Origin of the sequence: Microcoleus sp. T3_B1 (genome assembly GCF_036700445.1) — a bacterium.
Taxonomy (GTDB): domain Bacteria; phylum Cyanobacteriota; class Cyanobacteriia; order Cyanobacteriales; family Microcoleaceae; genus Microcoleus.
This window is the reverse complement of sequence record NZ_JAUBOX010000024.1, coordinates 51,954-75,366: the sequence shown is the minus strand read 5'-3', so window position 1 is coordinate 75,366 and position 23,413 is coordinate 51,954. Positions and strand designations below refer to the sequence as shown.

12 protein-coding genes and 1 CRISPR repeat array are annotated in these 23,413 nt (G+C 47.4%); of the genes, 3 read left to right on the top strand and 9 right to left on the bottom strand.

The features are described 5' to 3' along the window. Positions 1–106 precede the first annotated feature (106 nt). Positions 107–2,173 carry an elongation factor G gene (locus QT990_RS15325; RefSeq protein ID WP_333465430.1) on the bottom strand — a complete coding sequence of 689 codons (2,067 nt, stop codon included), beginning with the start codon at positions 2,171–2,173 and terminating at the stop codon, positions 107–109. A 299-nt stretch (positions 2,174–2,472) separates the two neighbouring features. Next, positions 2,473–4,386: a heavy metal translocating P-type ATPase gene (locus QT990_RS15320; protein WP_333465429.1), complete on the bottom strand. Its 1,914-nt coding sequence runs from the start codon at positions 4,384–4,386 to the stop codon at positions 2,473–2,475. Between the two features lie 586 nt (positions 4,387–4,972). Here QT990_RS15320 and QT990_RS15315 point away from each other — a divergent pair. After that, entirely contained in the window at positions 4,973–6,073 is a 1,101-nt protein-coding gene (locus QT990_RS15315; protein ID WP_333465428.1) for a precorrin-8X methylmutase, read from the top strand. 99 nt (positions 6,074–6,172) lie between these two features. Next, a CRISPR array of direct repeats spans positions 6,173–13,893; the repeat unit is 37 nt; unit sequence GTTTCAATCCCTGATAGGGAGTTTGGTTAATTGCGGC. 278 nt (positions 13,894–14,171) lie between these two features. Here QT990_RS15315 and QT990_RS15310 read toward each other — a convergent pair. From QT990_RS15310 to QT990_RS15280, 7 genes are all read right to left on the bottom strand, one after another. Next, positions 14,172–16,304 (bottom strand): DNA-binding protein, encoded by a 2,133-nt coding sequence (locus tag QT990_RS15310; RefSeq protein WP_333465427.1) that lies wholly within the window; start codon positions 16,302–16,304, stop codon positions 14,172–14,174. Positions 16,305–16,585: 281 nt separating this feature from the next. Continuing rightward, positions 16,586–17,302 carry a Uma2 family endonuclease gene (locus QT990_RS15305; protein WP_333308493.1) on the bottom strand — a complete coding sequence of 239 codons (717 nt, stop codon included), beginning with the start codon at positions 17,300–17,302 and terminating at the stop codon, positions 16,586–16,588. 33 nt (positions 17,303–17,335) lie between these two features. After that, the gene (locus QT990_RS15300; protein ID WP_333465426.1) at positions 17,336–18,343 is read right to left on the bottom strand and encodes a ribonuclease III domain-containing protein; all 1,008 of its coding nucleotides are present in this window, start codon (positions 18,341–18,343) and stop codon (positions 17,336–17,338) included. 350 nt (positions 18,344–18,693) lie between these two features. After that, entirely contained in the window at positions 18,694–19,386 is a 693-nt protein-coding gene (locus QT990_RS15295; protein ID WP_333308490.1) for a hypothetical protein, read from the bottom strand. Between the two features lie 151 nt (positions 19,387–19,537). After that, complete coding sequence (locus QT990_RS15290) at positions 19,538–20,206, bottom strand: hypothetical protein (RefSeq protein ID WP_333143202.1); 669 nt, start codon at positions 20,204–20,206, stop codon at positions 19,538–19,540. A gap of 167 nt (positions 20,207–20,373) precedes the next feature. Then, entirely contained in the window at positions 20,374–21,147 is a 774-nt protein-coding gene (locus QT990_RS15285) for a PP2C family serine/threonine-protein phosphatase (RefSeq protein WP_333143203.1), read from the bottom strand. A 274-nt stretch (positions 21,148–21,421) separates the two neighbouring features. After that, positions 21,422–22,084: a VWA domain-containing protein gene (locus tag QT990_RS15280; protein WP_333143204.1), complete on the bottom strand. Its 663-nt coding sequence runs from the start codon at positions 22,082–22,084 to the stop codon at positions 21,422–21,424. 247 nt (positions 22,085–22,331) lie between these two features. Between QT990_RS15280 and QT990_RS15275 the strand changes: the two genes are divergently transcribed. Together QT990_RS15275 and QT990_RS15270 are read left to right on the top strand one after the other, a co-directional pair. Then, positions 22,332–22,934, top strand: a complete 603-nt coding sequence (locus tag QT990_RS15275; protein WP_333465425.1) for a Uma2 family endonuclease — start codon at positions 22,332–22,334, stop codon at positions 22,932–22,934. A gap of 52 nt (positions 22,935–22,986) precedes the next feature. Further along, positions 22,987–23,241 (top strand): DUF6737 family protein, encoded by a 255-nt coding sequence (locus tag QT990_RS15270; protein WP_333046688.1) that lies wholly within the window; start codon positions 22,987–22,989, stop codon positions 23,239–23,241. Positions 23,242–23,413: the final 172 nt, after the last annotated feature.

Genomic DNA, 23,413 nt, shown 5'->3' with positions numbered 1-23,413 from the left:
ATGGTGCAAGATGTGAGGTAAATGGGAATCGATCGCAATAAACTTAAATGGCAACTCGTGCAAAAACCCGGTTTATTGAAGAAACCGGGTTTTTTAAGACAATTACCTAACTTTTACCGTTACCGTTTCCATTGCCGCCAGCCGTTTGCAAAACCCGCTTAGCTAAAGGTTCCGGCACTTCTTGCAATCGATCGAACTCCCAATTAAAAAATCCGACTCCCATTGTCTGCGATCGCAATTCTACGATCAAATTCTGCATTTCTGCGATCGGCAAATAGGCAGAAACTGCATCCCATCCCTTCCACTCTTTTTTACCTTCGTAGCCGAGAATTTGGCCCCGGTGTCCGCTGACCAACTGCAACACCTTTGATGTACACTCGTTCGGAGCGCAAATTTCAACTTTGGCGATCGGCTCCAGCAATGCCGGTTCGCACTTGGCCATTCCCTCCTGCATCGCCAAACGCGCCGCTTGCTTGAAAGCTTGTTCGGAACTGTCCACAGAATGGTAGGAACCGTTCGTCAGCGTCACCGCTACGTCTACCACCGGGAAACCCAGCGGGCCGCGATCCAAATACTCGCGCACTCCCACTTCCACGCCGGGAATGTACTGTTTTGGGACGACGCCGCCGACTATTTTGTCCGTGAAATTGAAGCCTTCGCCTCGTGGCTGCGGTTGAATGTCGAGGTACACGTCGCCAAACTGTCCGTGCCCGCCGCTTTGGTGTTTGTAGCGCCCGTGGATGGAAGATGCAGGTTTGCGGATGGTTTCTTTGTACGGCACTTGCGGTAAGTGAGTTACCATCGGCAAATTATACTTGCGGCGCAACCTGTCTAAGGCAACTTTCAGGTGGATTTCGCCTTGACCCCAAAGTATAATTTCGTGAGTGTCGCCGTGCTGTTCCCAGACTAAAGATGGGTCTTCTTCTAGCAATTTAGCTAAAGCGGAGCTCAGCTTAACTTCATCGTTGCGCTTTTCTGGGACGATCGCCCGTGCGTAGACAGGCGGGATGATTTCGGCTTTTGGCAATTCTTCCGATCGGTCTTGCGCCAGCGTATCGCCTGTTTTCAAGCCTTCTAGCCTTCCCAAAGCCACAATTTCCCCGGCGCTGACAGACTGCAAACTTTGCGTTTGCTGGCCGGTCAAGCGGTACAAACCGTTAACTCGAACGCCGTTCAAATTTGCTCCGTCTGCCAGCGTGCCCCGCCACATTCTCACTAACGATAGTTTGCCTCCTTGCGGTGTGTAATAGGTTTTGAGGATTTGAGCTAGAACTTTGTTCTCACTTTGTATAATGCCACGGCGATCGGCTGTTGTTTCCGGTGTCGGCGCTTCCCTCAGCAAAGCTTCCAGCAGAGGCCGCACGCCGAAATCTTGTTCGGCGATGCCGATGAATACTGGCACAATTAAATCTGCGCCTAATTCCATCTTTAAATCGCGGGTAATTTCTTCGGCGTCGGGATTGATTTCTTCGAGCAATTCTTCGAGTAAATGGTCGTCAAAATTCGCCAATTCTTCGAGCATTTGCTGCCGCGCTGCGCTTTCTTGTGCTTTGAGGTGTTCTGGAAGCGGGACGGGATCTGCGGCGGCGCCCGGATGGTAGTGGTAAGCTTGTTCGGTTACTAGGTCGATAAAACCGATGATTTGTTCGTTTTTGCCGATCGGATATTGGTGAGGTACGATCGGTCTACTGGAAACGGATTTGAGCGCGTCGATCACGTCGGTGAAGTTGGTGCCACAAGTAGTTTCGTCTGTGTAAGCTCGATCGATCTTGTTGATGAAAACTAAGTGGGGAATTTCCCAATCGTCGAGGAATTTAAACAGGGGTGCGAGGGTTAAAGTGCGATCGGCAACGGGTTCGCAAACAATTATCGCCGCATCCACACCGATGAGTGCATTGTAAGTTTCTTGGGCAAATTCTACCGAGCCCGGACAGTCGAGAAATGTGAAGCGGACGCCTTCATATTCAGCGGTGGCGGCGTTTACTTCTACGCTCATTTGGCGATCGCGTGCTTCCGGCGAACTATCACCTATTGTATTGCCATCTTTGACATTTCCTTTGCGGGTAATTGTCCCTGTCACCGACAGCAAACTTTCGAGCAGTGCGGTTTTTCCGCTTAAATAAGGGCCAACAATTGCAACGTTCCGCGTGGCCCCAAGGACTTTGTGGTTCATAATAGCCTCCAACAGAAAACTTGTTTTCCATTGCTCTTGGTGCAATCAGTTCTATACCATTTTCTAGACTTTTTCTAGGTTAATTTTTCTTGCAGTTTTGAGCAATTTCCGATTTTGGTATGATTCTATACTTTTGACGGTAGCGTGTTTTGAGTGACGCAAACACAAATTGTAGTTTTTCTTAATATTTGGATTTTTTAACCGCAGAGAACGCAGAGAACGCAGAGGAAGAGAAGAGAGAGACTAATAATTCCGATGAAGAGCGGATTTGATATCACTCTTCCTCTGTCTCGATTGGTCTAATTTCTGAGCAGTCGCAAACCGCTTAATGTGACTATTACTGTAGAGCCTTCGTGACCGATTACGCCGAAAGGCATGGTGATGTTTCCGAGAAAATTGGCAGCCAGTAACACTATAATGCAACTGAGTGCAAAAACAATGTTTTGTTTGACAATTTTTTGAGCGCGGCGGCCTAAACTAATTGCTTTAGCTAGTTGCTCTAATTTATCTGCCATTAATACTATATCAGCAGTTTCTAAAGCAACGTCGCTGCCGGAAATTCCCATCGCAATGCCGACGGAAGCTTGAGCGAGGGCGGGGGCGTCGTTGATGCCGTCTCCTACCATTGCTACAGTTTGATACTGGGTTTGCAGTTGTTTTATTGCCTGCACTTTGTCTTCTGGCAAAAGTTCGGCGTAGACTTCTTTGATGCCTAATTGACGGGCGATGTGTTGAGCTGTTTTCTCGTTGTCGCCGGTTAGCATAATTATATGTTCTATGCCTAATTTTTGCAAGCGTTTTACCATTGCTGCTGCTTCGGGGCGGAGGGTATCTGCTACTGCAATGATTCCCAAAAGTTGAGCGCCCTTTGCCACCCAAACAACTGTTTTACCTTCGGCTTGCAACTGCTGGCTGATTTGAGTCAATTCGGAAGTTGCTTGGACAAAATTGGCTTTACCAATGGCAATGATTTGATTGTTGACTTTGCCGACTATTCCTTGGCCGATTTTTGCTTGTACGTCGGTAGCGGTTGACAATTGTAACTGTTGCTGCTGGGCGGCGCTGACAATTGCAGAGGCGATCGCGTGTTCGGAATGAGCTTCTAGGGCTGCTGCAAATTGCAGAACTTCTGTTTCAGTATATCCGGCTGCTGGTACAATTTGGATAACTTCAGGTTTTCCGGTGGTGAGAGTTCCGGTTTTGTCAAAGGCGATCGCCCTGACTTTACCAATCATCTCTAATTGCGCGCCACTTTTAAACAAAATCCCCTGTCTCGCCCCATTAGCAATTCCCGAAAGCAGCGCCGGCATAATCGAAGCCATCAGCGCGCAGGGGGATGCGACTACTAGGAAAATCAGCGCCCGATAGATTGTCTCTTCCCAATTCCAGCCCAAAACAAAGGGCGGCAAAGTTGCGAGAAGCAAGCCTAAACCTACAATTAATTTAGCATAACCGCGCTCGAATTTTTCCACAAACATTTGAGAAGGCGGCGCTGCTGTTTGCGCTTCTTGAACCAGCCGAATCACTCGCTGAATCAAGCTGCTTTCTGGAGTTTTATGAACTTCGAGTTTCAGCGCGCCGACACCGTTAATTGTACCTGCATAGACTTCATCGCCGCTGGTTTTTTCCACGGGCATCGATTCGCCGGTAATCGAGGCTTGATCGATCGCACTGTAGCCTTCTATAATTATCGCATCTGTGGGGATGATTTCTCCGGGCTTGACTAAAATGTAATCGCCTATTTCCAATTTGTCGATCGCAACTTCCCGTTCCCCGCCGTACATTACCACTCTAGCAGTATCCGCCGTCAAACTCATCAAACTGCGGATGCTGCGTTCAGTCCGCTGCATAGCATAACCTTCAAGGGCGCCGCTAATTGCAAAGATTAAAATCAACACCGCACCGTCAACAATTAAATGATATTCTTGCCGCCATAGCCCTAAACCGGCCGCGCCCAAAGCAGCGACAATCATTAACAAATCTACATCTAATTCGCGTTCTTGAAAAAGGGTTGTTAAGCCTTCGCGGGTACTGGAATAGCCGCCGATAACATAAGCTGCGGGTAAGATTAAGACGGCTACGCCCAGCCAGCCGAATTGCAGGGCTAGCGAACCCAAGATTACTAGAATTCCGCACAGGGCGGCAGTCACAGCATCTGGATGTTCTTCTGCGAGGCGCCAGAGGCGAGAATTGGGGAGGGAATTGGGAGTCATGGGGGAAATTTGATTTGGTAGATGACTCCTTTACCCTAAACCTTGACATTAGTGTCAATGTCAAGAGTGAAACCAAAATAAATCCAGCATCAACTCGCCCCTCGTTGAGTACCAGAGTCCGACAGTCCGACAGGGAATGAATTCCCTGTCTCATAGCGCAAGTCCTCTGAAAGAGGACTGAAGATAGCTGAGAATTGAATTTAATGTTTCAGTCGGTTTTAACCGACTTCTGCTATGAGACGGGGAATTCATTCACTCCTAGGACTGTGGGTGAATGCGTGGGATTTCAATCACTCCTAGGACTGTGGGTGAATCTCAAGGCCCTCGCCTTCAACTTGTCATTCGTTACATCCGACAGTCCGACAGGGAATGAATTCCCTGTCTCATAGCGTAAGTCCTCTGAAAGAGGACTGAAGATAGTTGAGAATTAAATTTAATGTTTCAGTCGGTTTTAACCGACTTCTGCTATGAGACGGGGATTTCAATCCCCGGCGGACTGTGGGTGAATGCGTGGGAATTGATTCACTCCTAGGATTGCGGGTGAATCAGAAAGCCAAATATACAATCCCAAAATTCCCAAAATCCAATGCAAGAATACCTGACAATCAAACAACTTACAGAAGCGGTAAAAGGCACAATTACCCCTCGGATGGTGCGACATTATCACGCTTTGGGGCTGCTATCTCCGGCTGTACGATCGACCTCTAACTACAGACTGTACACCCGCAGCGACGTGCAAAGACTGCAAAGAATAGTCGCACTCAAGCAGCAAGGCTTTCAACTGTCTCACATCCGCAAACTGTTAGAAACTGACGCGGATGCTTCGCCTGACGCGCTGATGGCGACTCTGCAACGGCAATATCTGTCGGTTATTCAGCAAATTGTTCGCCTCAGAGAAACGGCTTCGGCGCTGGAAGGATTGCTGGGGCGGGATATTTCCTGTCAAGCGGTGCAAGCGGACGCATTGGCGCAATTAAGGCTGTTGCAGGCGGAAACTGAGGGGGGGTTGGATGGGTTGGAACAACTTTGGGAGGGTTGGGATGCGGGGGCGCACACTCACCCGGAGGATTTTGGGGAGTCGTTGCAGCTTTTGTTGCCGGATTTGGCCGATCGCTCGGAAATTGAGGTAGACTTGCTTTCTAAACTGGTGTTAGCCTGCGGAGATTGTTCGCTGCTGCCGTTTGTGAAGTTGAGCGAAACGGCGATTAAATCGGCGCGGGAAGCTTTGAAAAATCAGTGTCAAATTGTCGCTGATGTGCCGCCTGTTTTTGCGGCTTTGGATGGAACTAGATTGGCGCATTTGGGAACAAGTATTGCAACTTTAATTGATGACCCGCACATCAATGCTGCGGCGGAAGCGGAACAGGAATTCTGGCAGCAGCGTGAGTGGTTGGAAAAGTTGTTGAAACTGGAAAAAGGATGTATATTAGTGATAGGATATGCGCCGTCTGTGCTGATGGCGGTTTGCGAGGGGATCGAGTGTGGGCAATTGCAACCGGCTTTGGTAGTTGGAATGCCGATCGGTTTTAGTCATTCTCCGGTGGCGAAACGGCGGTTAGTGCGATCGGGCGTTGCTTATATTACGACTGTGGGAACTTTTGGCGGCGGATTGTTGGCGGCGGTTGCTTTGAATGCTTTGGTTGAGTCTTTGATTGAAAAGCCGAATTGTCACTGTCATCTTAAGTGAAGATGGGATTGAGGTTGGTTGTGGCGAAGAAGGAGTCAGGAGTCAGGAGAAGAATACTCTCTTTCCTCCTGTCTCCTCTTCTGGTGAATACTTCCGAAAGTTTCAATCCCTGATAGGGAGTTTGGTTAATTGCGGCAATACGGGGATCGTATTCCGTATCGTTGTCTATGGGTGTGTTTCAATCCCTGATAGGGAGTTTGGTTAATTGCGGCGACTTCCTCTCTTTTGAAGACAAAGAAGATGCTGTTTCAATCCCTGATAGGGAGTTTGGTTAATTGCGGCTTAAGTGTTGCCAAACCGAGGTGTCGGATAAACCGTTTCAATCCCTGATAGGGAGTTTGGTTAATTGCGGCGTCTTTGCTGTTTTTTCTTGACTCTTTTAGTATGTTTCAATCCCTGATAGGGAGTTTGGTTAATTGCGGCTCACTGGCAACCGTCTGAGCCGTGGTCAATATTGTTCGTTTCAATCCCTGATAGGGAGTTTGGTTAATTGCGGCTGGGGAGAAGGGAGGAAGATCGGCTGAGTTTGCGGTTTCAATCCCTGATAGGGAGTTTGGTTAATTGCGGCTTGGAGAAATAAAGTTAAGAATTTCTTCGACTTCGTTTCAATCCCTGATAGGGAGTTTGGTTAATTGCGGCCTGAATACAAAGCAAGCGCTTACCAACAAATGAATCGGTTTCAATCCCTGATAGGGAGTTTGGTTAATTGCGGCTTCCCGCCCGGAGACATATCTATCCTTAATTTAGGGGTGTTTCAATCCCTGATAGGGAGTTTGGTTAATTGCGGCGCCGAAAGCAACCGACAGAGCACGGGGAAAACACGTTTCAATCCCTGATAGGGAGTTTGGTTAATTGCGGCGATCTGGCCTTTCGGAATAATAGATATGCTTTGGTTTCAATCCCTGATAGGGAGTTTGGTTAATTGCGGCCGATCCTTATCTGGCATCCTTGCGCGATCGATTTGGTTTCAATCCCTGATAGGGAGTTTGGTTAATTGCGGCTTCAGCGGCGCGACTATGCCTACTTCTTGGGTGGAAAAAGTTTCAATCCCTGATAGGGAGTTTGGTTAATTGCGGCTATACGGGAGGCGCGGCTTGGTCTATAGACCTCCAGTTTCAATCCCTGATAGGGAGTTTGGTTAATTGCGGCACTTTTGCGGCATCGGCGGCGGCAATTCAAAGGTGTTTCAATCCCTGATAGGGAGTTTGGTTAATTGCGGCCCCCTTCTCAAAATGCACCTAGTGCTGATTTTTCTGTTTCAATCCCTGATAGGGAGTTTGGTTAATTGCGGCCTGGATTGATTTGTAGTGCTGCTCTTGCTGTGTTTCAATCCCTGATAGGGAGTTTGGTTAATTGCGGCCTGCACTTGTGCGGCTGAATACCACTGCTCAATCGTTTCAATCCCTGATAGGGAGTTTGGTTAATTGCGGCCCCAGTCAGTCCACCAGTTAGAATCCCTGCTGCACCTTGTTTCAATCCCTGATAGGGAGTTTGGTTAATTGCGGCGTTAGCTGGCACACTCTGTGCCGACTGTTGAATAGTTTCAATCCCTGATAGGGAGTTTGGTTAATTGCGGCACAACCACAGCCACAGCCACAAGCACAGGCAGCAATCGTTTCAATCCCTGATAGGGAGTTTGGTTAATTGCGGCGAGGCCCGACCGTAGCCGATTCTTACAGGTTTCATAAGTTTCAATCCCTGATAGGGAGTTTGGTTAATTGCGGCACAACCACAGCCAGTGGTAATCCTGTGATGGAGTTTCAATCCCTGATAGGGAGTTTGGTTAATTGCGGCTAAAGCGACTATTCGGTGAGATATACTCACGGTGTTTCAATCCCTGATAGGGAGTTTGGTTAATTGCGGCTGGTTTATGAAGGTGATCGGCTCCTGGTTGTTCTCGCGTTTCAATCCCTGATAGGGAGTTTGGTTAATTGCGGCCTTTGATCGATGCTGAGTTTGTGGATCTGTCGCCTTCAGTTTCAATCCCTGATAGGGAGTTTGGTTAATTGCGGCTAGCTCAGGACTTCTCAAGTATCTCTAAAATCTTCTCGTTTCAATCCCTGATAGGGAGTTTGGTTAATTGCGGCTGATCGCTTCCTCCCCCACTCACTACCAAAGTTTGGTTTCAATCCCTGATAGGGAGTTTGGTTAATTGCGGCGACAAACTGGTCAGTCTACAAGATGGCACGAGAGTTTCAATCCCTGATAGGGAGTTTGGTTAATTGCGGCAAAATCGGAAAAATAGCCGCCACCCGTCCGGTAGGTTTCAATCCCTGATAGGGAGTTTGGTTAATTGCGGCGATTTATTTGCAGTGCTTTCATGCGATCGTACACAGTTTCAATCCCTGATAGGGAGTTTGGTTAATTGCGGCGGAGCCATCAATGCTTTAGTAGGTACGCAAACAGTTGTTTCAATCCCTGATAGGGAGTTTGGTTAATTGCGGCTGCTGCACGAAAGTATTACCTCTATTAGGTGAAGTTTGTTTCAATCCCTGATAGGGAGTTTGGTTAATTGCGGCGCCAGTCAAATCTTGCTGCATTTCGCGTCAACAAGCTAGTTTCAATCCCTGATAGGGAGTTTGGTTAATTGCGGCCGGCCCAACCGTTTGAATCCGTTGAACAGGATATTGCAGGAGTTTCAATCCCTGATAGGGAGTTTGGTTAATTGCGGCAGAAGAGGATAAATTTATCGAACTGGTGAAAATCTCGGTTTCAATCCCTGATAGGGAGTTTGGTTAATTGCGGCTTATTGATCGTGCTGACAAGATTCTGGCCGATGAACTGTTTCAATCCCTGATAGGGAGTTTGGTTAATTGCGGCTCGCACAGTGGTCAAATGTGCGGGTAAGTCTCGTTTCAATCCCTGATAGGGAGTTTGGTTAATTGCGGCAGGCAAGAATTAGACAAGACTAGGACAGAGAATGAGCGTTTCAATCCCTGATAGGGAGTTTGGTTAATTGCGGCCCAGTGCTGCGAGCGATGCTTACCCTTCCCATGAGTTTCAATCCCTGATAGGGAGTTTGGTTAATTGCGGCCGAAAGAAGGATTACGGATTTAATATGGGAAACTCGTTTCAATCCCTGATAGGGAGTTTGGTTAATTGCGGCCGTAAAAATCCAAAATGATATTCTTGCTGGCAACTTCGATCCGTTTCAATCCCTGATAGGGAGTTTGGTTAATTGCGGCAGAAAAAAATAATGAATGATCTTACTTTTGCTGAACGTTTCAATCCCTGATAGGGAGTTTGGTTAATTGCGGCTAGAGCCAGAGCCAAAATTATAGCTTTCATTATCGTTTCAATCCCTGATAGGGAGTTTGGTTAATTGCGGCGTTCCAGGTGTCGAGTTACTCTCCTAGTATTCTCCGTTTCAATCCCTGATAGGGAGTTTGGTTAATTGCGGCATTTGTTTCACTGATAGCGCCTGAGAAGCTGTCTGAGTTTCAATCCCTGATAGGGAGTTTGGTTAATTGCGGCTAAAAACAAGCCTATCTCTGACGATCGTGTTATTGTGTTTCAATCCCTGATAGGGAGTTTGGTTAATTGCGGCTCAAGGGCAGTTCTGTACTGCTTACTGGTACAGACTTACGTTTCAATCCCTGATAGGGAGTTTGGTTAATTGCGGCGAAGTCTACAAATTGTATTGCGAGAATCTTTCAGTTTCAATCCCTGATAGGGAGTTTGGTTAATTGCGGCTATTGGTCGTCATTTTGTGGCTGCTGTTCCGTTGGGTTTCAATCCCTGATAGGGAGTTTGGTTAATTGCGGCCAGTTTTGAGCGAGTATCCAAGCAAATAGTGGAAGTTTCAATCCCTGATAGGGAGTTTGGTTAATTGCGGCTCTGCCGCTTATGGCATGGGAGATGTTCCTGCGTTTCAATCCCTGATAGGGAGTTTGGTTAATTGCGGCAGCATCACACAGAGTCCGGGAAGTTGTCGGAGCTGTTTCAATCCCTGATAGGGAGTTTGGTTAATTGCGGCTTTACTGTACAGCCCGACATGAACTCAGACAAAAGTTTCAATCCCTGATAGGGAGTTTGGTTAATTGCGGCCGGCTTATTTTCACTTTTAGAGGCTGATTGGCCAGTTTCAATCCCTGATAGGGAGTTTGGTTAATTGCGGCGTGCGATCGCAACTAGAAGCGCACATCTCCGAGGTTTCAATCCCTGATAGGGAGTTTGGTTAATTGCGGCGTCAGGCAACACCGATCGCCCATTGCCCAAACCGTTTCAATCCCTGATAGGGAGTTTGGTTAATTGCGGCCCCTTGATTGTTTGCCCTCTTGGCTATGATAACAAGTTTCAATCCCTGATAGGGAGTTTGGTTAATTGCGGCAAGAGCTTTTAGATAAAGCTGAGTATGCTTATTTTGTTTCAATCCCTGATAGGGAGTTTGGTTAATTGCGGCTCTTGAAGCTGAGCGAGGCGATCGCGAGGAATCGGAAAGTTTCAATCCCTGATAGGGAGTTTGGTTAATTGCGGCGAGTAGCCAAAATTTTTAGCCCGCGAAACATCAAGTTTCAATCCCTGATAGGGAGTTTGGTTAATTGCGGCGAGGCGTTGTATAAAGATGAGTTACGTATTGAAATTACCGTTTCAATCCCTGATAGGGAGTTTGGTTAATTGCGGCCGAGGGGCCATCAAAATCAATCGCCAAAAAGCCCAGTTTCAATCCCTGATAGGGAGTTTGGTTAATTGCGGCTCGCCTCCTGTTCAGTTCACCCCCCCTCGGCCTGTCTAGTTTCAATCCCTGATAGGGAGTTTGGTTAATTGCGGCTTGTTAAAATCGATCGCTCCTGGCGCTGTAAGTGTTGTTTCAATCCCTGATAGGGAGTTTGGTTAATTGCGGCCCAACTTTAAAATTAGTCATTGGTCGAGTTGCCGAGTTTCAATCCCTGATAGGGAGTTTGGTTAATTGCGGCTTTGCGCGATCAAGCTTTGAGGAAGTACGATCGGTTTCAATCCCTGATAGGGAGTTTGGTTAATTGCGGCCCATTAGAATTCTCCAAATTCAAGAGTTAAATTTTCAGTTTCAATCCCTGATAGGGAGTTTGGTTAATTGCGGCCAAAATTGGCAGCCGGAAAGCTTGGCTGAATAAAGTTTCAATCCCTGATAGGGAGTTTGGTTAATTGCGGCCCAGGGCGTACATTAGCAATTGATAAATACTGTTAAGTTTCAATCCCTGATAGGGAGTTTGGTTAATTGCGGCTGCTGGACTTTTGGCATTGATTGGTGGCGATACGGATGTTTCAATCCCTGATAGGGAGTTTGGTTAATTGCGGCTTCGGGGAATTGTCTGATGCAGTAATAGCTAAAGTTTCAATCCCTGATAGGGAGTTTGGTTAATTGCGGCTTAACCTCGAAAAAAAGTTGATAAATCCTGATTTGTTTCAATCCCTGATAGGGAGTTTGGTTAATTGCGGCTCAAAAATCCTGAAACTCGCCCTCGGTATCGGGAGTGGTTTCAATCCCTGATAGGGAGTTTGGTTAATTGCGGCTTGGCAGCTTACCCGCTGCAAATGGTGGCATTACGTTTCAATCCCTGATAGGGAGTTTGGTTAATTGCGGCTAGAAATTCCCGCCGCTCCCCCAGCGACAGTAACCGGTTTCAATCCCTGATAGGGAGTTTGGTTAATTGCGGCCCAGAGCGATCGAAGTGGTGCGACATCCAGCCCGGAGAGTTTCAATCCCTGATAGGGAGTTTGGTTAATTGCGGCGTGACCCAGCCAATTTGCTCACCGCCTCTATGAAGTTTCAATCCCTGATAGGGAGTTTGGTTAATTGCGGCGCTTTCCGTATTTGCCAAGCCATCAAACAGCAAATTGTTTCAATCCCTGATAGGGAGTTTGGTTAATTGCGGCCTACGAAGATTATGCAGATGAATTCTACCACGAAGTTTCAATCCCTGATAGGGAGTTTGGTTAATTGCGGCAAATCATGAGTATGAAATCAAAATACTCACAAAGTTTCAATCCCTGATAGGGAGTTTGGTTAATTGCGGCTTGTAATTGGTGGGTAAAGTTTCAGCAATACAAGTTTCAATCCCTGATAGGGAGTTTGGTTAATTGCGGCCTGATTGACTATCAATCGGTAGAGCAAACTTTCGTTTCAATCCCTGATAGGGAGTTTGGTTAATTGCGGCGCGTAAGCAGGAAATGCCCGTAACTTTTGCTGCTGTTTCAATCCCTGATAGGGAGTTTGGTTAATTGCGGCTCGTGTGGCTATTTCTGAAATAGGGGAGGATGGTGTTTCAATCCCTGATAGGGAGTTTGGTTAATTGCGGCTTTGATTTTCAGGAAGGAAAAGTTAGCTTTCGGAACCTTGTTTCAATCCCTGATAGGGAGTTTGGTTAATTGCGGCAAATTAAATATTTAGCAACAATCTTAATGGTACTTGTTTCAATCCCTGATAGGGAGTTTGGTTAATTGCGGCTTGGCCGCTTGTGCGATCGCCTCCTGAACTGAATCAGTTTCGTTTCAATCCCTGATAGGGAGTTTGGTTAATTGCGGCCAGCGGCCGCGCAAGCTTCATCTTCAGGGCGATCGCCGTTTCAATCCCTGATAGGGAGTTTGGTTAATTGCGGCCCTAAACCGCCCAAGTTTCCACCAAGTGCGATCGGGCAGTTTCAATCCCTGATAGGGAGTTTGGTTAATTGCGGCTTTAATCAAATCTCAATCAGTTCAGGAGCCGATTGCACTAGCGTTTCAATCCCTGATAGGGAGTTTGGTTAATTGCGGCCTCTATATGGTAACGCAGTCTACCGCGTAACATACTAATCTTTGTTTCAATCCCTGATAGGGAGTTTGGTTAATTGCGGCAAGTGTAGATACAGCTAGGCGTATCTTGATGCAGCTTGTTTCAATCCCTGATAGGGAGTTTGGTTAATTGCGGCCCATAATTTCAAATGAATATTTGTCATACCGTCCTGTTTCAATCCCTGATAGGGAGTTTGGTTAATTGCGGCGTTCATGACAAAGCTCAGTTGCACCCAATCGCCTGTTTCAATCCCTGATAGGGAGTTTGGTTAATTGCGGCCCCCGCCTGCGGGTGCGTTGTATTGGTCGGCACGGCGTTTCAATCCCTGATAGGGAGTTTGGTTAATTGCGGCCCGTGAGCGCCGTCACTTTCTCGTAGAATTGCTTGTTTCAATCCCTGATAGGGAGTTTGGTTAATTGCGGCTTGCCGTCAAACAATTCAGCCTGTGAGATTGGGTTTCAATCCCTGATAGGGAGTTTGGTTAATTGCGGCCCACGATTACCTAAGTCGTGGCGCTTCGTTTTGTGTTTCAATCCCTGATAGGGAGTTTGGTTAATTGCGGCCAGCCTTAGATCCCTCTGTAAAATGGTATGTAGGGCAGTTTCAATCCCTGATAGGGAGTTTGGTTAATTGCGGCTTTTGGAGTGTTGCCGATCCGCCCGCGCACTCAGGTTTCAATCCCTGATAGGGAGTTTGGTTAATTGCGGCGATTGGCATTATCCCACCTCCAGCAAACGGGAATCTTTAGTTTCAATCCCTGATAGGGAGTTTGGTTAATTGCGGCATTGCCGCTCCTACTGCTTACCTACTGTTGTGGGTGTTTCAATCCCTGATAGGGAGTTTGGTTAATTGCGGCCAGATCGCAAAAGTAAACCTTAAGTTACTACAAGTTTCAATCCCTGATAGGGAGTTTGGTTAATTGCGGCCGCTCGGTGCTGTGGCAAAATTGGATTAAATACCCGTTTCAATCCCTGATAGGGAGTTTGGTTAATTGCGGCAAAAAGTGGCTGCTTCTAAAATCGGCTGCACCTGGTTTCAATCCCTGATAGGGAGTTTGGTTAATTGCGGCCGCCCGTTCCAGAAGCATTGCTGTATTTGGTTTTCAACGTTCATTTGCGTCTGCATAAAACAAAAGTACCATTTCAGCCTTCGACTTGTCAATACCCAACTTTTCAGACAGCCCTCAAACCCTTGTCCTGCATACATTTCAGCGATTGCGTCTACCATTTTATTGCTTGAAGTGCCTCTAACCCTTACAGCATCTACATTATAGCCCCCCAATTTAACACCTCGATTTTTACACCTACTCATAGACGCATTTTCCACCCAAAAACAGACACCAACCGATCACCACTTGCCCAAAGCCCCCCAAACAGTACCCGAAACCACCCCCCAAATCGCCCCTAAACCAGCCCCCACGATCGCCCCCGCCACAGGCCCCAACTCCACCGGCACCCCAGCGCTAACAGCCGGAAACATCGCAGACACCAGCGCCCCCAACACAGCACCCGCAAAAGTCCCCAAAAAACTGCCCCAAATCGCCCCCAAAGCCCCACCCTTCAAGCCCGAAGGCTGAAACGAAATCGGCAACTTCGGCGCAAACCCGCAAAAACCCAACAAACCCCCAGAAACCACACCCCCAACAGAACCCACACCAGCCGCCACAATCGCCACACCCAGCAGCAAACCCGCAAACTCATTCACCGGCCGCATCTGGACACCGTACTGCTGCCAAACCACCAGCCCAGCCCCCAAAAAAACACCAGCCAGAGTCCCCACAAACGAGCCCCAGACCGCCCCCAAATACCCTCCCCGCCGGCCCCACACCCTCCCCGCCGGCAGCGCCAGAGGAGGCCGAAAACTCGCCCAAACACAGCCCCAGACAGCACCAACCCCCGCCCCAGCCAAAATCCTCTCCCCGATTCCCGGAGTGCTATTAATCGCCCCAAACACCGCACCGCCGATCGCCGCCAACAAAAAAGCCCCCCAAGACGCCCCCACCAAAACTCCGCCCCACTTCCGCCAAATCTGATTCGGCGGCAAAGTAAAAACGCCCCACATCATCCCAAAAAAACAGCCCCAAATCGTACCAACAAAAATCGCCCCCAAAATAGCCCCGCCGCCCTCAGCTATTACCGAATAAATCCCCCCGATCGCGGCCAAACACAAACTCCCCCAAACACCACCCCAAGCAGCATCCTGAACAATGCGCTCAAACTTGCCCACCGGAAGCTGAGGCGCAGGAGTCCGACTCCGAGAAGACATCGGCATCGGTAGCAACGGCACTGCGTACTGGCCGATTGGGCGCGACAGCCCCGTGGCGGGCTGTTGCCGGCGCACTGCTGGCTGGGGTACGGCAGGCGGTGGTTGGGGCTTTTTACGCTTGATTTTCGCGGGCTGCAAGTGCAATCCGTTGCTGACTGCTTGCCGCGAAGGAAACGGATCGCGGCCTTTGAGGAGTTTTGCCCGATCGCACCAAGGACACCGACTGAGATGATTACCGTATTTATGCTGACTGTTTTTGCTGCAAGTTACCAAAGCATCTTCGGCTTCCCGAATCGCATTCACCCAAGTTTTCGCATCCGGGCGCGCCGCAGGATTGCCGTGCCCTTCCTCAAAACAGCGGATAAACATCTGCCGCAGCCGGGGATGTAGCATCTCGAAAGGAGGCGCAGCGGGCATCGGGCGGTAGCGGGCGGGCACGGGGGCACCGCCCCTACTGCATCCGGGGACATGGCCCGATCGAATTCTCGCTTCCAAAGACGGCGGTTCATCGCTACCGAGATAAACTCCCGAAAACGGATGTGTACCTTCCATCAGCAATTGAAAAATTAATACAGCTAAACCGAACAAATCGTGCTCTGGAGATCGATCGATATCGCGGAAAGTCTGCCCCTGCAACTCCGGCGGCGTAAACTCTGGTTTCCCCACGGGACACCGATAAACGTAACCGGTATAAGGATCGCGGACTTGAAACGAATCCGTGTCTACCAGCGTTACCAACGCCGTATCCGTCACGAGAATGTTCGACTCGTTTACGTCGCCGATGACGTAACCCCTGACGTGGAGGGCGTTTACAGCCGAGGCGAGATTTCTGGCGGTACGGTGGAGGTAAAGATAGCTAAATAGCGGTTTTTGTTCGCGCCTGGTTTTGGGTGTGTAGAAAGTGTGTACCGGCATCACTTTGTTGACGCGCGGCATCACAAAACCGACGATTTTTTCTCGCCCGCCGACAGTATGCAGCAAATCGATCGGCCAAGCAATGGAAGCGTGCCCCGGTTCCGCGATCGGCGCATCCGGCGGCATACTGAACATGACTGTGAGTTTGTCGCCGTCTTCGTCTGTCGGTTTGTGGTAGATTTTTGCTACAAGGGACGAGTCTTGGGCGATCGGGTAGATGCGGCCTTCACCCCCGCTGGCGATCGCGGTTTTGGTGTCGATCGCAATCAGTTGTCCGCTAAATTGGCGCTGCAACTGCATAGAATTCGCTTAGGGTATGGGGGCATCAATCGATTTTAGATTTTAGATTTTGGATTTTAGATTAAAGAAAGCTACCCCACTGATAGATCCGTAATTCTATTTTATTGTGGGGAGTAGGGCTTGGGCAGGAGAGCCCGCCCTGGAAAATTCAGCAACAGGCTTTGGGGCCTATTCCACGATAATTCTATTTTATTGTGGGTTAGGCAGGAGAGCCCGCCCTGGAAAACTCAACAACAGGCTACGAGGGCCTGTTCCACAATAGTTCAATTTTGCAGTTGTGCTTACAATTGATTGGGATCGATGCCCATTTCTCGGAGTCTTGATTCCAAAGCTTGCGATCGCGATCGTTCTTGTTCCAGCAGCATTTCTGCCTGTTCGGCCCGCAGCCGTTCTTGTTCGGCCCGCGCCTCGGCTTGCTGGATCTGTCGATCGAGTTCCACAAAACTCCTAAACGGTTCTCCAGATGGCCCGAACATTTCGAGTCCTGTTTCTGATAATTGAAACCGCACTCCCAGTCTCGGACTTACCCAACCGTCCATTTGTTCGATCGCTTCTAATTGTGACTCAACCCGCAACCATCCTGTCAGTTCTAATGTTTGCGGGTCGTACAAATAGTATTCTTCCACGCCGTAGCGTTCGTAGAATCTGAATTTTTCAATCATCGGAGTCAGACGATTTCCCGGCGACCAAATTTCAAACGCGACTTGCGGTGCAATATTATCTTCATGCCACTGTTGGTAGGAACCTCGATATCCTTTTGGTCTCCCCAAAACTACCATCACATCTGGTGATTGGCAAAGTTTATTATTTCCTTCCACGGGATACCAAAGCAAGTCACCTGCTACGAAAACATTTGGATCATCGGCAAACAGCAATTCTAAGTTTTCTTTAATCCAAACAATTAATCGAAACTGATCCGTATTGTTTGACATCGGTTCGCCGTTATCGTCGGGGTAGATGATATTTGATTTTTCGGGAGATTGCAGTTGTGTAACCATTGCTGTTTCCCCAATTTTTTTGACAAGTTGATTTTATTTTAGTCGATCGCCTGTTTCCTCTTCCAGTTCGTCAACTGCGGTTTGGATAAAGTTATCCACCAACCAGTCGCGGGTACGCGAGAAATTGCTTCTCAATTCCAGGTACTGACTGCCTAGTTTTGCCTTAAAGTCTTTGGGGAAAATCTCTTTGGCCACTAACATATTTTTCCAGCGAGTTAGCTGGCTGGCGTTGCGTTCGGGAAAGCGGTTGTACAAATAGTCGATCGCGATCGCATCTAGAATAGCCGCACCCAGCATTTCCCGCCGTTTCACCTCGTTTTCTGGCCCTACTTGTCGCGGCTGAGTTAGATCCAGATGCTGGCTAATGTTTGGTTCAATCAAGTGCTGAATCAGCCAGTTTCCCCCACGGAAAAAATCGCGATTCAACTCCAAGTAAATCGCGCCAAACAAAGCTTCAAAAGCCTCCAAAAAATTCCTAGTCTGCTCGCTTTTGTCTGCTTCTTTCCCATTCCAGACGCGCCAACCGAGTTCGTTTAATTTCAGATTTTGTGCAAAATCCGCAAGTTTTTTCGGATCTGCTAAACGAGCTTTTAAGGTTGAGATAGCATCGGGATCGAGTTCTGGATATTCGCGGTAGAGGTAATCGGTAACAACAGCACCGAAAATCGCTGCGCCTAAGAGTGACAGCCGTTTGTACTTAACCTCTTGCCAAGCGGGAGACTCCTGGGGGCGATCGGAGTAATAGCTGGTAGAGTAACGGCAATTCAAGGCAATTTCCAGCAGTTTTGTCTGCTGAAAGCTGGAAAGGTCGATCGCTGCTTTGACTGCTTCAATATCTACCTTTTTATTTTTTATTAGCTCTAATTCTTCTTCACATTTTCCCCACTTTTCCAACCAATCACCGCCAGCATCTTCCACATACAAATCCACAAAATCTACCCCGTAATTCATCCAGTCATCCTGCATTTTTCGGGCTGCTTCCAGTTCTTCCCAGACTTTTTGCAAGTTATTTTCAACGATGCTCGTACCTTGTACAGTCATAGTATTTGATTTTGATGTAATTTGATTTTTTTTCCAACAATTCACGGCGATTAAATCAAATCTCAATTCAATTTAGGCCGAGTTGCTAGTTATTTAACAAGATTGATTGCTGCGGTAAATCTTCCCTGCTTAGCCTTGGTATCAAGCACCTGTTGTCGCCGTCTGGCAGACCCCTCCCGGAACCAGAAAAGGGGAGGAAGAATCTTGCTCCGCCTTCCCTTTTGCGGGAAGCTGTCTGGGGACTAGGCTTTTGCCATTGTCGAGAATTGTGCAATATGTGAGTTAGTCAAATTTTTTTTTTCACGGAGTTTGGAGCAGTCGAACTATTCTCAGCAGCATATCTGCTTGATTTACGGGAACTTGAGGTAACGACCTGCGGGCAAATTATCACTATTATATAATGCAATGTTAACTAACTGGTTCAGGAAATTTGCATCGTTTTTATCATAACTTAAGAATAATCCTCTGTCAATCCCCCAAGCTTGAAGAGTTTGTTGCCAATTTTGATATTTTAGTTCAGAAAACTCATCCGAAAGAGTAGTGACTTGAATGCAGAGGGGCTGTTGTTGGCGGTTGCTAACGATGGAATCGGTTGCCATAGAAAGATCTGCAACATATCGATACAAAACAGTGCCTTGCCGATCGACAATTCGGGCTGCGATCGCACGAATCACGAGATCATCTCCCGGATCGAATTGGCCGGCCTTGAGTTTTTGTTTCCAGATGTAAAATTTGCGATCGTTTTCGCTCAGCCATTTAGGAAATAGATAGCTGTACCAATACCTTTCTCCCGGCGTCATTAACTCAAACGCGGCTTGCTGTTCTCTTTCCGAAGGTAGAGATTGAACTGCCAGCCAAACCTGAGAATCTCGGATAAGCTGCAGCAAAAAAGCCATCACAAATTTTTTAGCAGTTAGCGAACCGGGTTTAATATCTTTCACCCAGCGATTGATTTCATCCAATCTTCTCGCTAAACTCGGATCTATTAGATCTGCGTCGCTAATTAGGGAGTTGAGCCGATCCTTAATCTCTTGTGCTTGCAAATGACGACCTACTGTACAAACTAAAGCAAAATTGTTGACACCTCGATTTTATTATAGAACCGCGCCAAATTTTCACCGCTCGCGAGACAGCGCTAACAATTTTTGTGGGGTAGGTATCCTGACAGCCCTTGACTTGATTTTTCGGAGATGTCTATTGAATAGTTGCTGCCGATTCCCGCAGGCGCAGGTACAATAAAACCAAATAAACATTCATCAACGGCCCGGCTAAAAATCCGAGTAGATTACTTGTAAGCTGATATCCTACGGATTTGGCCGTCGGATCGATTAATAGGGAAATCAATATTATTGGCACAAAAACAAGCAAAACAATCAGAGAAATCGCTCGAAATAGCAACCACCAGCGCCCTTTAGTTAATTTCCAACTGCTGCTAAGACTGTCCACCGCCGAAGAGTTATCAATGACGGTAGCGTACAATGAAAATGTTAAGCGATATGATACATAAAGACCGGGAATTATTAGTGCAATGAAGCCTGCAAACACCACCCCCACAAACAAAATATAAGCCAAAATAAGGTGCAGCAATCTTCTGCTTGCTTGATTGAAAGCCTGACCCACAGTTACTTGATTTCGAGTCAAACTTCGGTAAGTGTAGAAAATCATGGCTCCCGAAAATAAAGGAACTGCCACGAACGAGTAGATAAAGAAAAGAACACCTGCTGAACCGAGATTGCCAAAACTATTGAGCGCGACCAATATAAAATTGGGAAAATTGATTGTCAACAGGGGAGCGTATATAGGCCCCGTAGTAGCAAATGTTTCTCGCAGCAAGCTTCTGGCACTAATTCGTGGATCTGTCATAATTTTTTATCCGCTTTTTGTAAGTGGAGTTGAGATCACATCTTGCACCATTCTCAATAAGCCTTTTCTGAACAGGCAAGATGCCTGTTCCACAAGAAAATTTATCTTTTGTGGAACAGGCATCTTGCCTGTTCTTGAGAATGGTGCAATATCTCAAGTTGAACAGACTAGACATTGGTCGAAAAAGTTGCTAACAATAATGTTAAGTCATCATCGGTGCGTTCGGAAACGCGGGGCGATCGCAAAAATGACTCTAACTGCTGTTTCGCATCTTCTTCTTCTTTCCACTCGCCAGAAAACCGAAACAAAGGCGCAAAAAACGGCTTGTGCGGCGTGCCTTCTGGGATTTTGAGAGCTAGCATTTGCAAGCCGTCGGAAAAAACGGCTAAGTGCGGCAGTTTTTCCCGCAGTACCTGAAATTGCGCTGTTTCTATCGCATTCGGCGAAATCAAAAAGATAGTTTCGTTGATGTATTCGCCGCAGGGAGGTACTGTCAGGGCGATCGCATTTCCTGCACTATCACCTGCTACCGCCGCACCGTCGCCGATTTGAGCAACTGCGATTAATTCTGGTGTAGCAACAACCGCAATTAAAGTGCAGGCTAAATCTCTCGCAGCCACTTCCCGCACAGCCGCTTCTGCTTCCACCTGCGCCCGCGCGACTTGCAGCGATGCTGTCAAGAATACCTGCCATTCGTCGTCAGTTTCAGGCAGCCTTTCCTGTTGCTGGCAAATCGTTTCGACAACCGCTTCCACAGCAATTTTGGCCCCAACTTCTGCGAGTGCTGCCGAGCCCGCACCGTCGGCAACCGCTGCCGCTAAAACACCGTTTGGCAAGAGACGCCAGCAGTGGGCATCTTGACAAGGCTGCGCTCTTTTTTCGTGGCTCGTACCTATCACCGACGCCCCTACAACTTGCCAATTAAAGGATGAATTCTGCATTAATAACTCTTTAACTCAAAACTTCGTAAATTCACAACTATGCAAAGTCTGGACGGGTTTATTTATCCCTAATTACAGCACTTTTCTGGGTTCGTAGGTACTAGCCCTTGTAGGGACACGGCACTGCCGTGTCCCTACGGCACTCTCACTAATGACCAATGACTAATGACCAATGACTAATGACCAATGACTAATGACCAATGACTAATGACCAATGACTAATGAGCAATGACTAATGACCAATAACTAATGACTAATGACCAATGACTAATGACTAAACAGTTCCCCATCCGGGTGGCGGCAGTGCTACTTGTTCGTCAATTTTTGAGTGAGAAACTCTCTGCATACTAGCCGACAGCCAGATGAACATCTCTCTAAAGTCTAATCCTTTCAATTTTACAGGCGTGCGATCGACAATTTGCGCGAGACGGGGAATATTAGCACCTTCCACTCCGACTGCAAAAAATGCCACGCGCTTGTTAGTTTCTTCCTCTTTAATCCGCTGTGCTGCTATTTCCACAACATCGTCGGATTCACCTTGAGGTTCGCCGTCGGTAATCATAAATACCCACGGGCGGTAGTAGGTAATGCCGTTGTTGCGGTATTCGGATTTGCGGGCGGCAATGGTATCTAATGCTAGCTGAATGCCTGCGCCCATGTGGGTTTGTCCTTGAGCTGTCAGCAGTGGCGTCTCGAACTGGTCGGCGGTAACGAAGTCTTGCACGACTTTGATCTGATTGTCAAACGAAATAATCGCGACTTCGACTCGCTTTTTAGCTAGTTCGTCTTTAATTAGGTCATTCCTAAAAATTTCCAGCCCCTCATTCAAGGCATCTATCGGTGCGCCTTGCATGGAGCCGGAGGTGTCCAGCAGGAGGACGCAGGGACAGCGCGGCTCTGGGTTTTCGGCAAATTCTACGGCTTCGTCTAGTCTCATGGTTCGGGGTTGACCTGGGAGTGGCTCGATTTCTAGGTTTGTTACTTTCTACCCTAGCAACTAGGTGACATATTTAACTCAATCTGCCCGCTGGCGCTCGTATTTTACCATTTACCTGAATCGATTTGAGATTTTTAATTGTAGATTTTAGATTTTATAATTGGATGTCTGGGGTCAAAAAAACAAATTTCTTCCTGCCTGTGGTAATATAGACTAATAGTATTACTGCAAAATAAGGAAGAATCTTATGATTGCAACAGTCACGCAAAAATTAACCTTTGACCAATTCCTTGTAGAATGTCCAGAAGATGGACTCTATGAACTGGTAAATGGAGAAATTGTAGAGATGAATGCGACAAGAAATCATGATGATGTTGCTAATTTCATGTTATTTGGCTTCAATGATGAAATCCGGCGACTAAGTTTAAATTATGTAGTTAAAAATACCGCCGTTATCAGAACTGTAAGTAAAGCCGGCATCGAACAAGGGCGGAGACCGGATGTCAGCGTAATCGATCGCGATTTGTGGCGATCGAACCGTTCTGCTTATGCTGCAATGCGGGAACCAATTCAATTGGCAGTGGAAGTAACATCAACAAATTGGGAGGACGATTATATAGACAAATTGGACGAATATCGGCGCCTCGGAATTCCTGAGTATTGGATTGTCGATTATTTAGCAATTGGCAGCAGGGAATTTCTGGGAAATCCCAAAATTCCAACTGTATTTGTTCACCTTTTGGATGCAGATGGCAACTATCAAATAAGCGTGTTTAAAGGCAGTGAACGAATTGTGTCGCGAACTTTTCCCGAATTAACGCTGACAGCAGAAGAAGTGATGAATGTTTAACTTCGGTTAATCCAGCTAGCCCGACTATTCTCCATAAAAAATCACTGAAAATATGAAATCTATTTCTGATAAAAAACTTTCTAATCAAAAAGCTATTAGTCCTTGGAGTTACAAACCTTGGTGGTGTCAACCTTGGTCGATTCTTTTGACAGGCACGAGTCTGATTTCCGGTAGTTGGTTTTTGTTAAAAACTGTTTGGATAACGGTTTTAGTCGCGATTCCTTTATTAGCTTGGATGGGTTTTTTCTTGTTAGTTTGGCCGAGGTTGATGCTGTCTAGCGGAGTTTTGGATTCCGATGCAGATTAGGTTTTGGTGGCGGCACCTTATGTTTAGGGTAAGGTGCGCGACCATTGGTGTCAACTTAACGTTAAACCCTCAGTCCGGCAGGGGTTAAAACAATAGCCTCAAAGCGAAAGTCCTCGCTATGAGGACTAATGAGTTCTTCAGTCCTCTTCGAGAGGACTTTCGCTATAAGACA

What these genes read in the sequence shown, in the direction of transcription:
- QT990_RS15315 (WP_333465428.1), top strand. Translation starts at nt 4,973, where the DNA reads ATGCAAGAATACCTGACAATCAAACAACTTACAGAAGCGGTAAAAGGC.
- QT990_RS15270 (WP_333046688.1), top strand. Translation starts at nt 22,987, where the DNA reads ATGAAATCTATTTCTGATAAAAAACTTTCTAATCAAAAAGCTATTAGT.
- QT990_RS15280 (WP_333143204.1), bottom strand. Translation starts at nt 22,084, where the DNA reads ATGAGACTAGACGAAGCCGTAGAATTTGCCGAAAACCCAGAGCCGCGC.
- QT990_RS15320 (WP_333465429.1), bottom strand. Translation starts at nt 4,386, where the DNA reads ATGACTCCCAATTCCCTCCCCAATTCTCGCCTCTGGCGCCTCGCAGAA.
- QT990_RS15285 (WP_333143203.1), bottom strand. Translation starts at nt 21,147, where the DNA reads ATGCAGAATTCATCCTTTAATTGGCAAGTTGTAGGGGCGTCGGTGATA.
- QT990_RS15275 (WP_333465425.1), top strand. Translation starts at nt 22,332, where the DNA reads ATGATTGCAACAGTCACGCAAAAATTAACCTTTGACCAATTCCTTGTA.
- QT990_RS15305 (WP_333308493.1), bottom strand. Translation starts at nt 17,302, where the DNA reads ATGGTTACACAACTGCAATCTCCCGAAAAATCAAATATCATCTACCCC.
- QT990_RS15310 (WP_333465427.1), bottom strand. Translation starts at nt 16,304, where the DNA reads ATGCAGTTGCAGCGCCAATTTAGCGGACAACTGATTGCGATCGACACC.
- QT990_RS15325 (WP_333465430.1), bottom strand. Translation starts at nt 2,173, where the DNA reads ATGAACCACAAAGTCCTTGGGGCCACGCGGAACGTTGCAATTGTTGGC.
- QT990_RS15300 (WP_333465426.1), bottom strand. Translation starts at nt 18,343, where the DNA reads ATGACTGTACAAGGTACGAGCATCGTTGAAAATAACTTGCAAAAAGTC.
- QT990_RS15290 (WP_333143202.1), bottom strand. Translation starts at nt 20,206, where the DNA reads ATGACAGATCCACGAATTAGTGCCAGAAGCTTGCTGCGAGAAACATTT.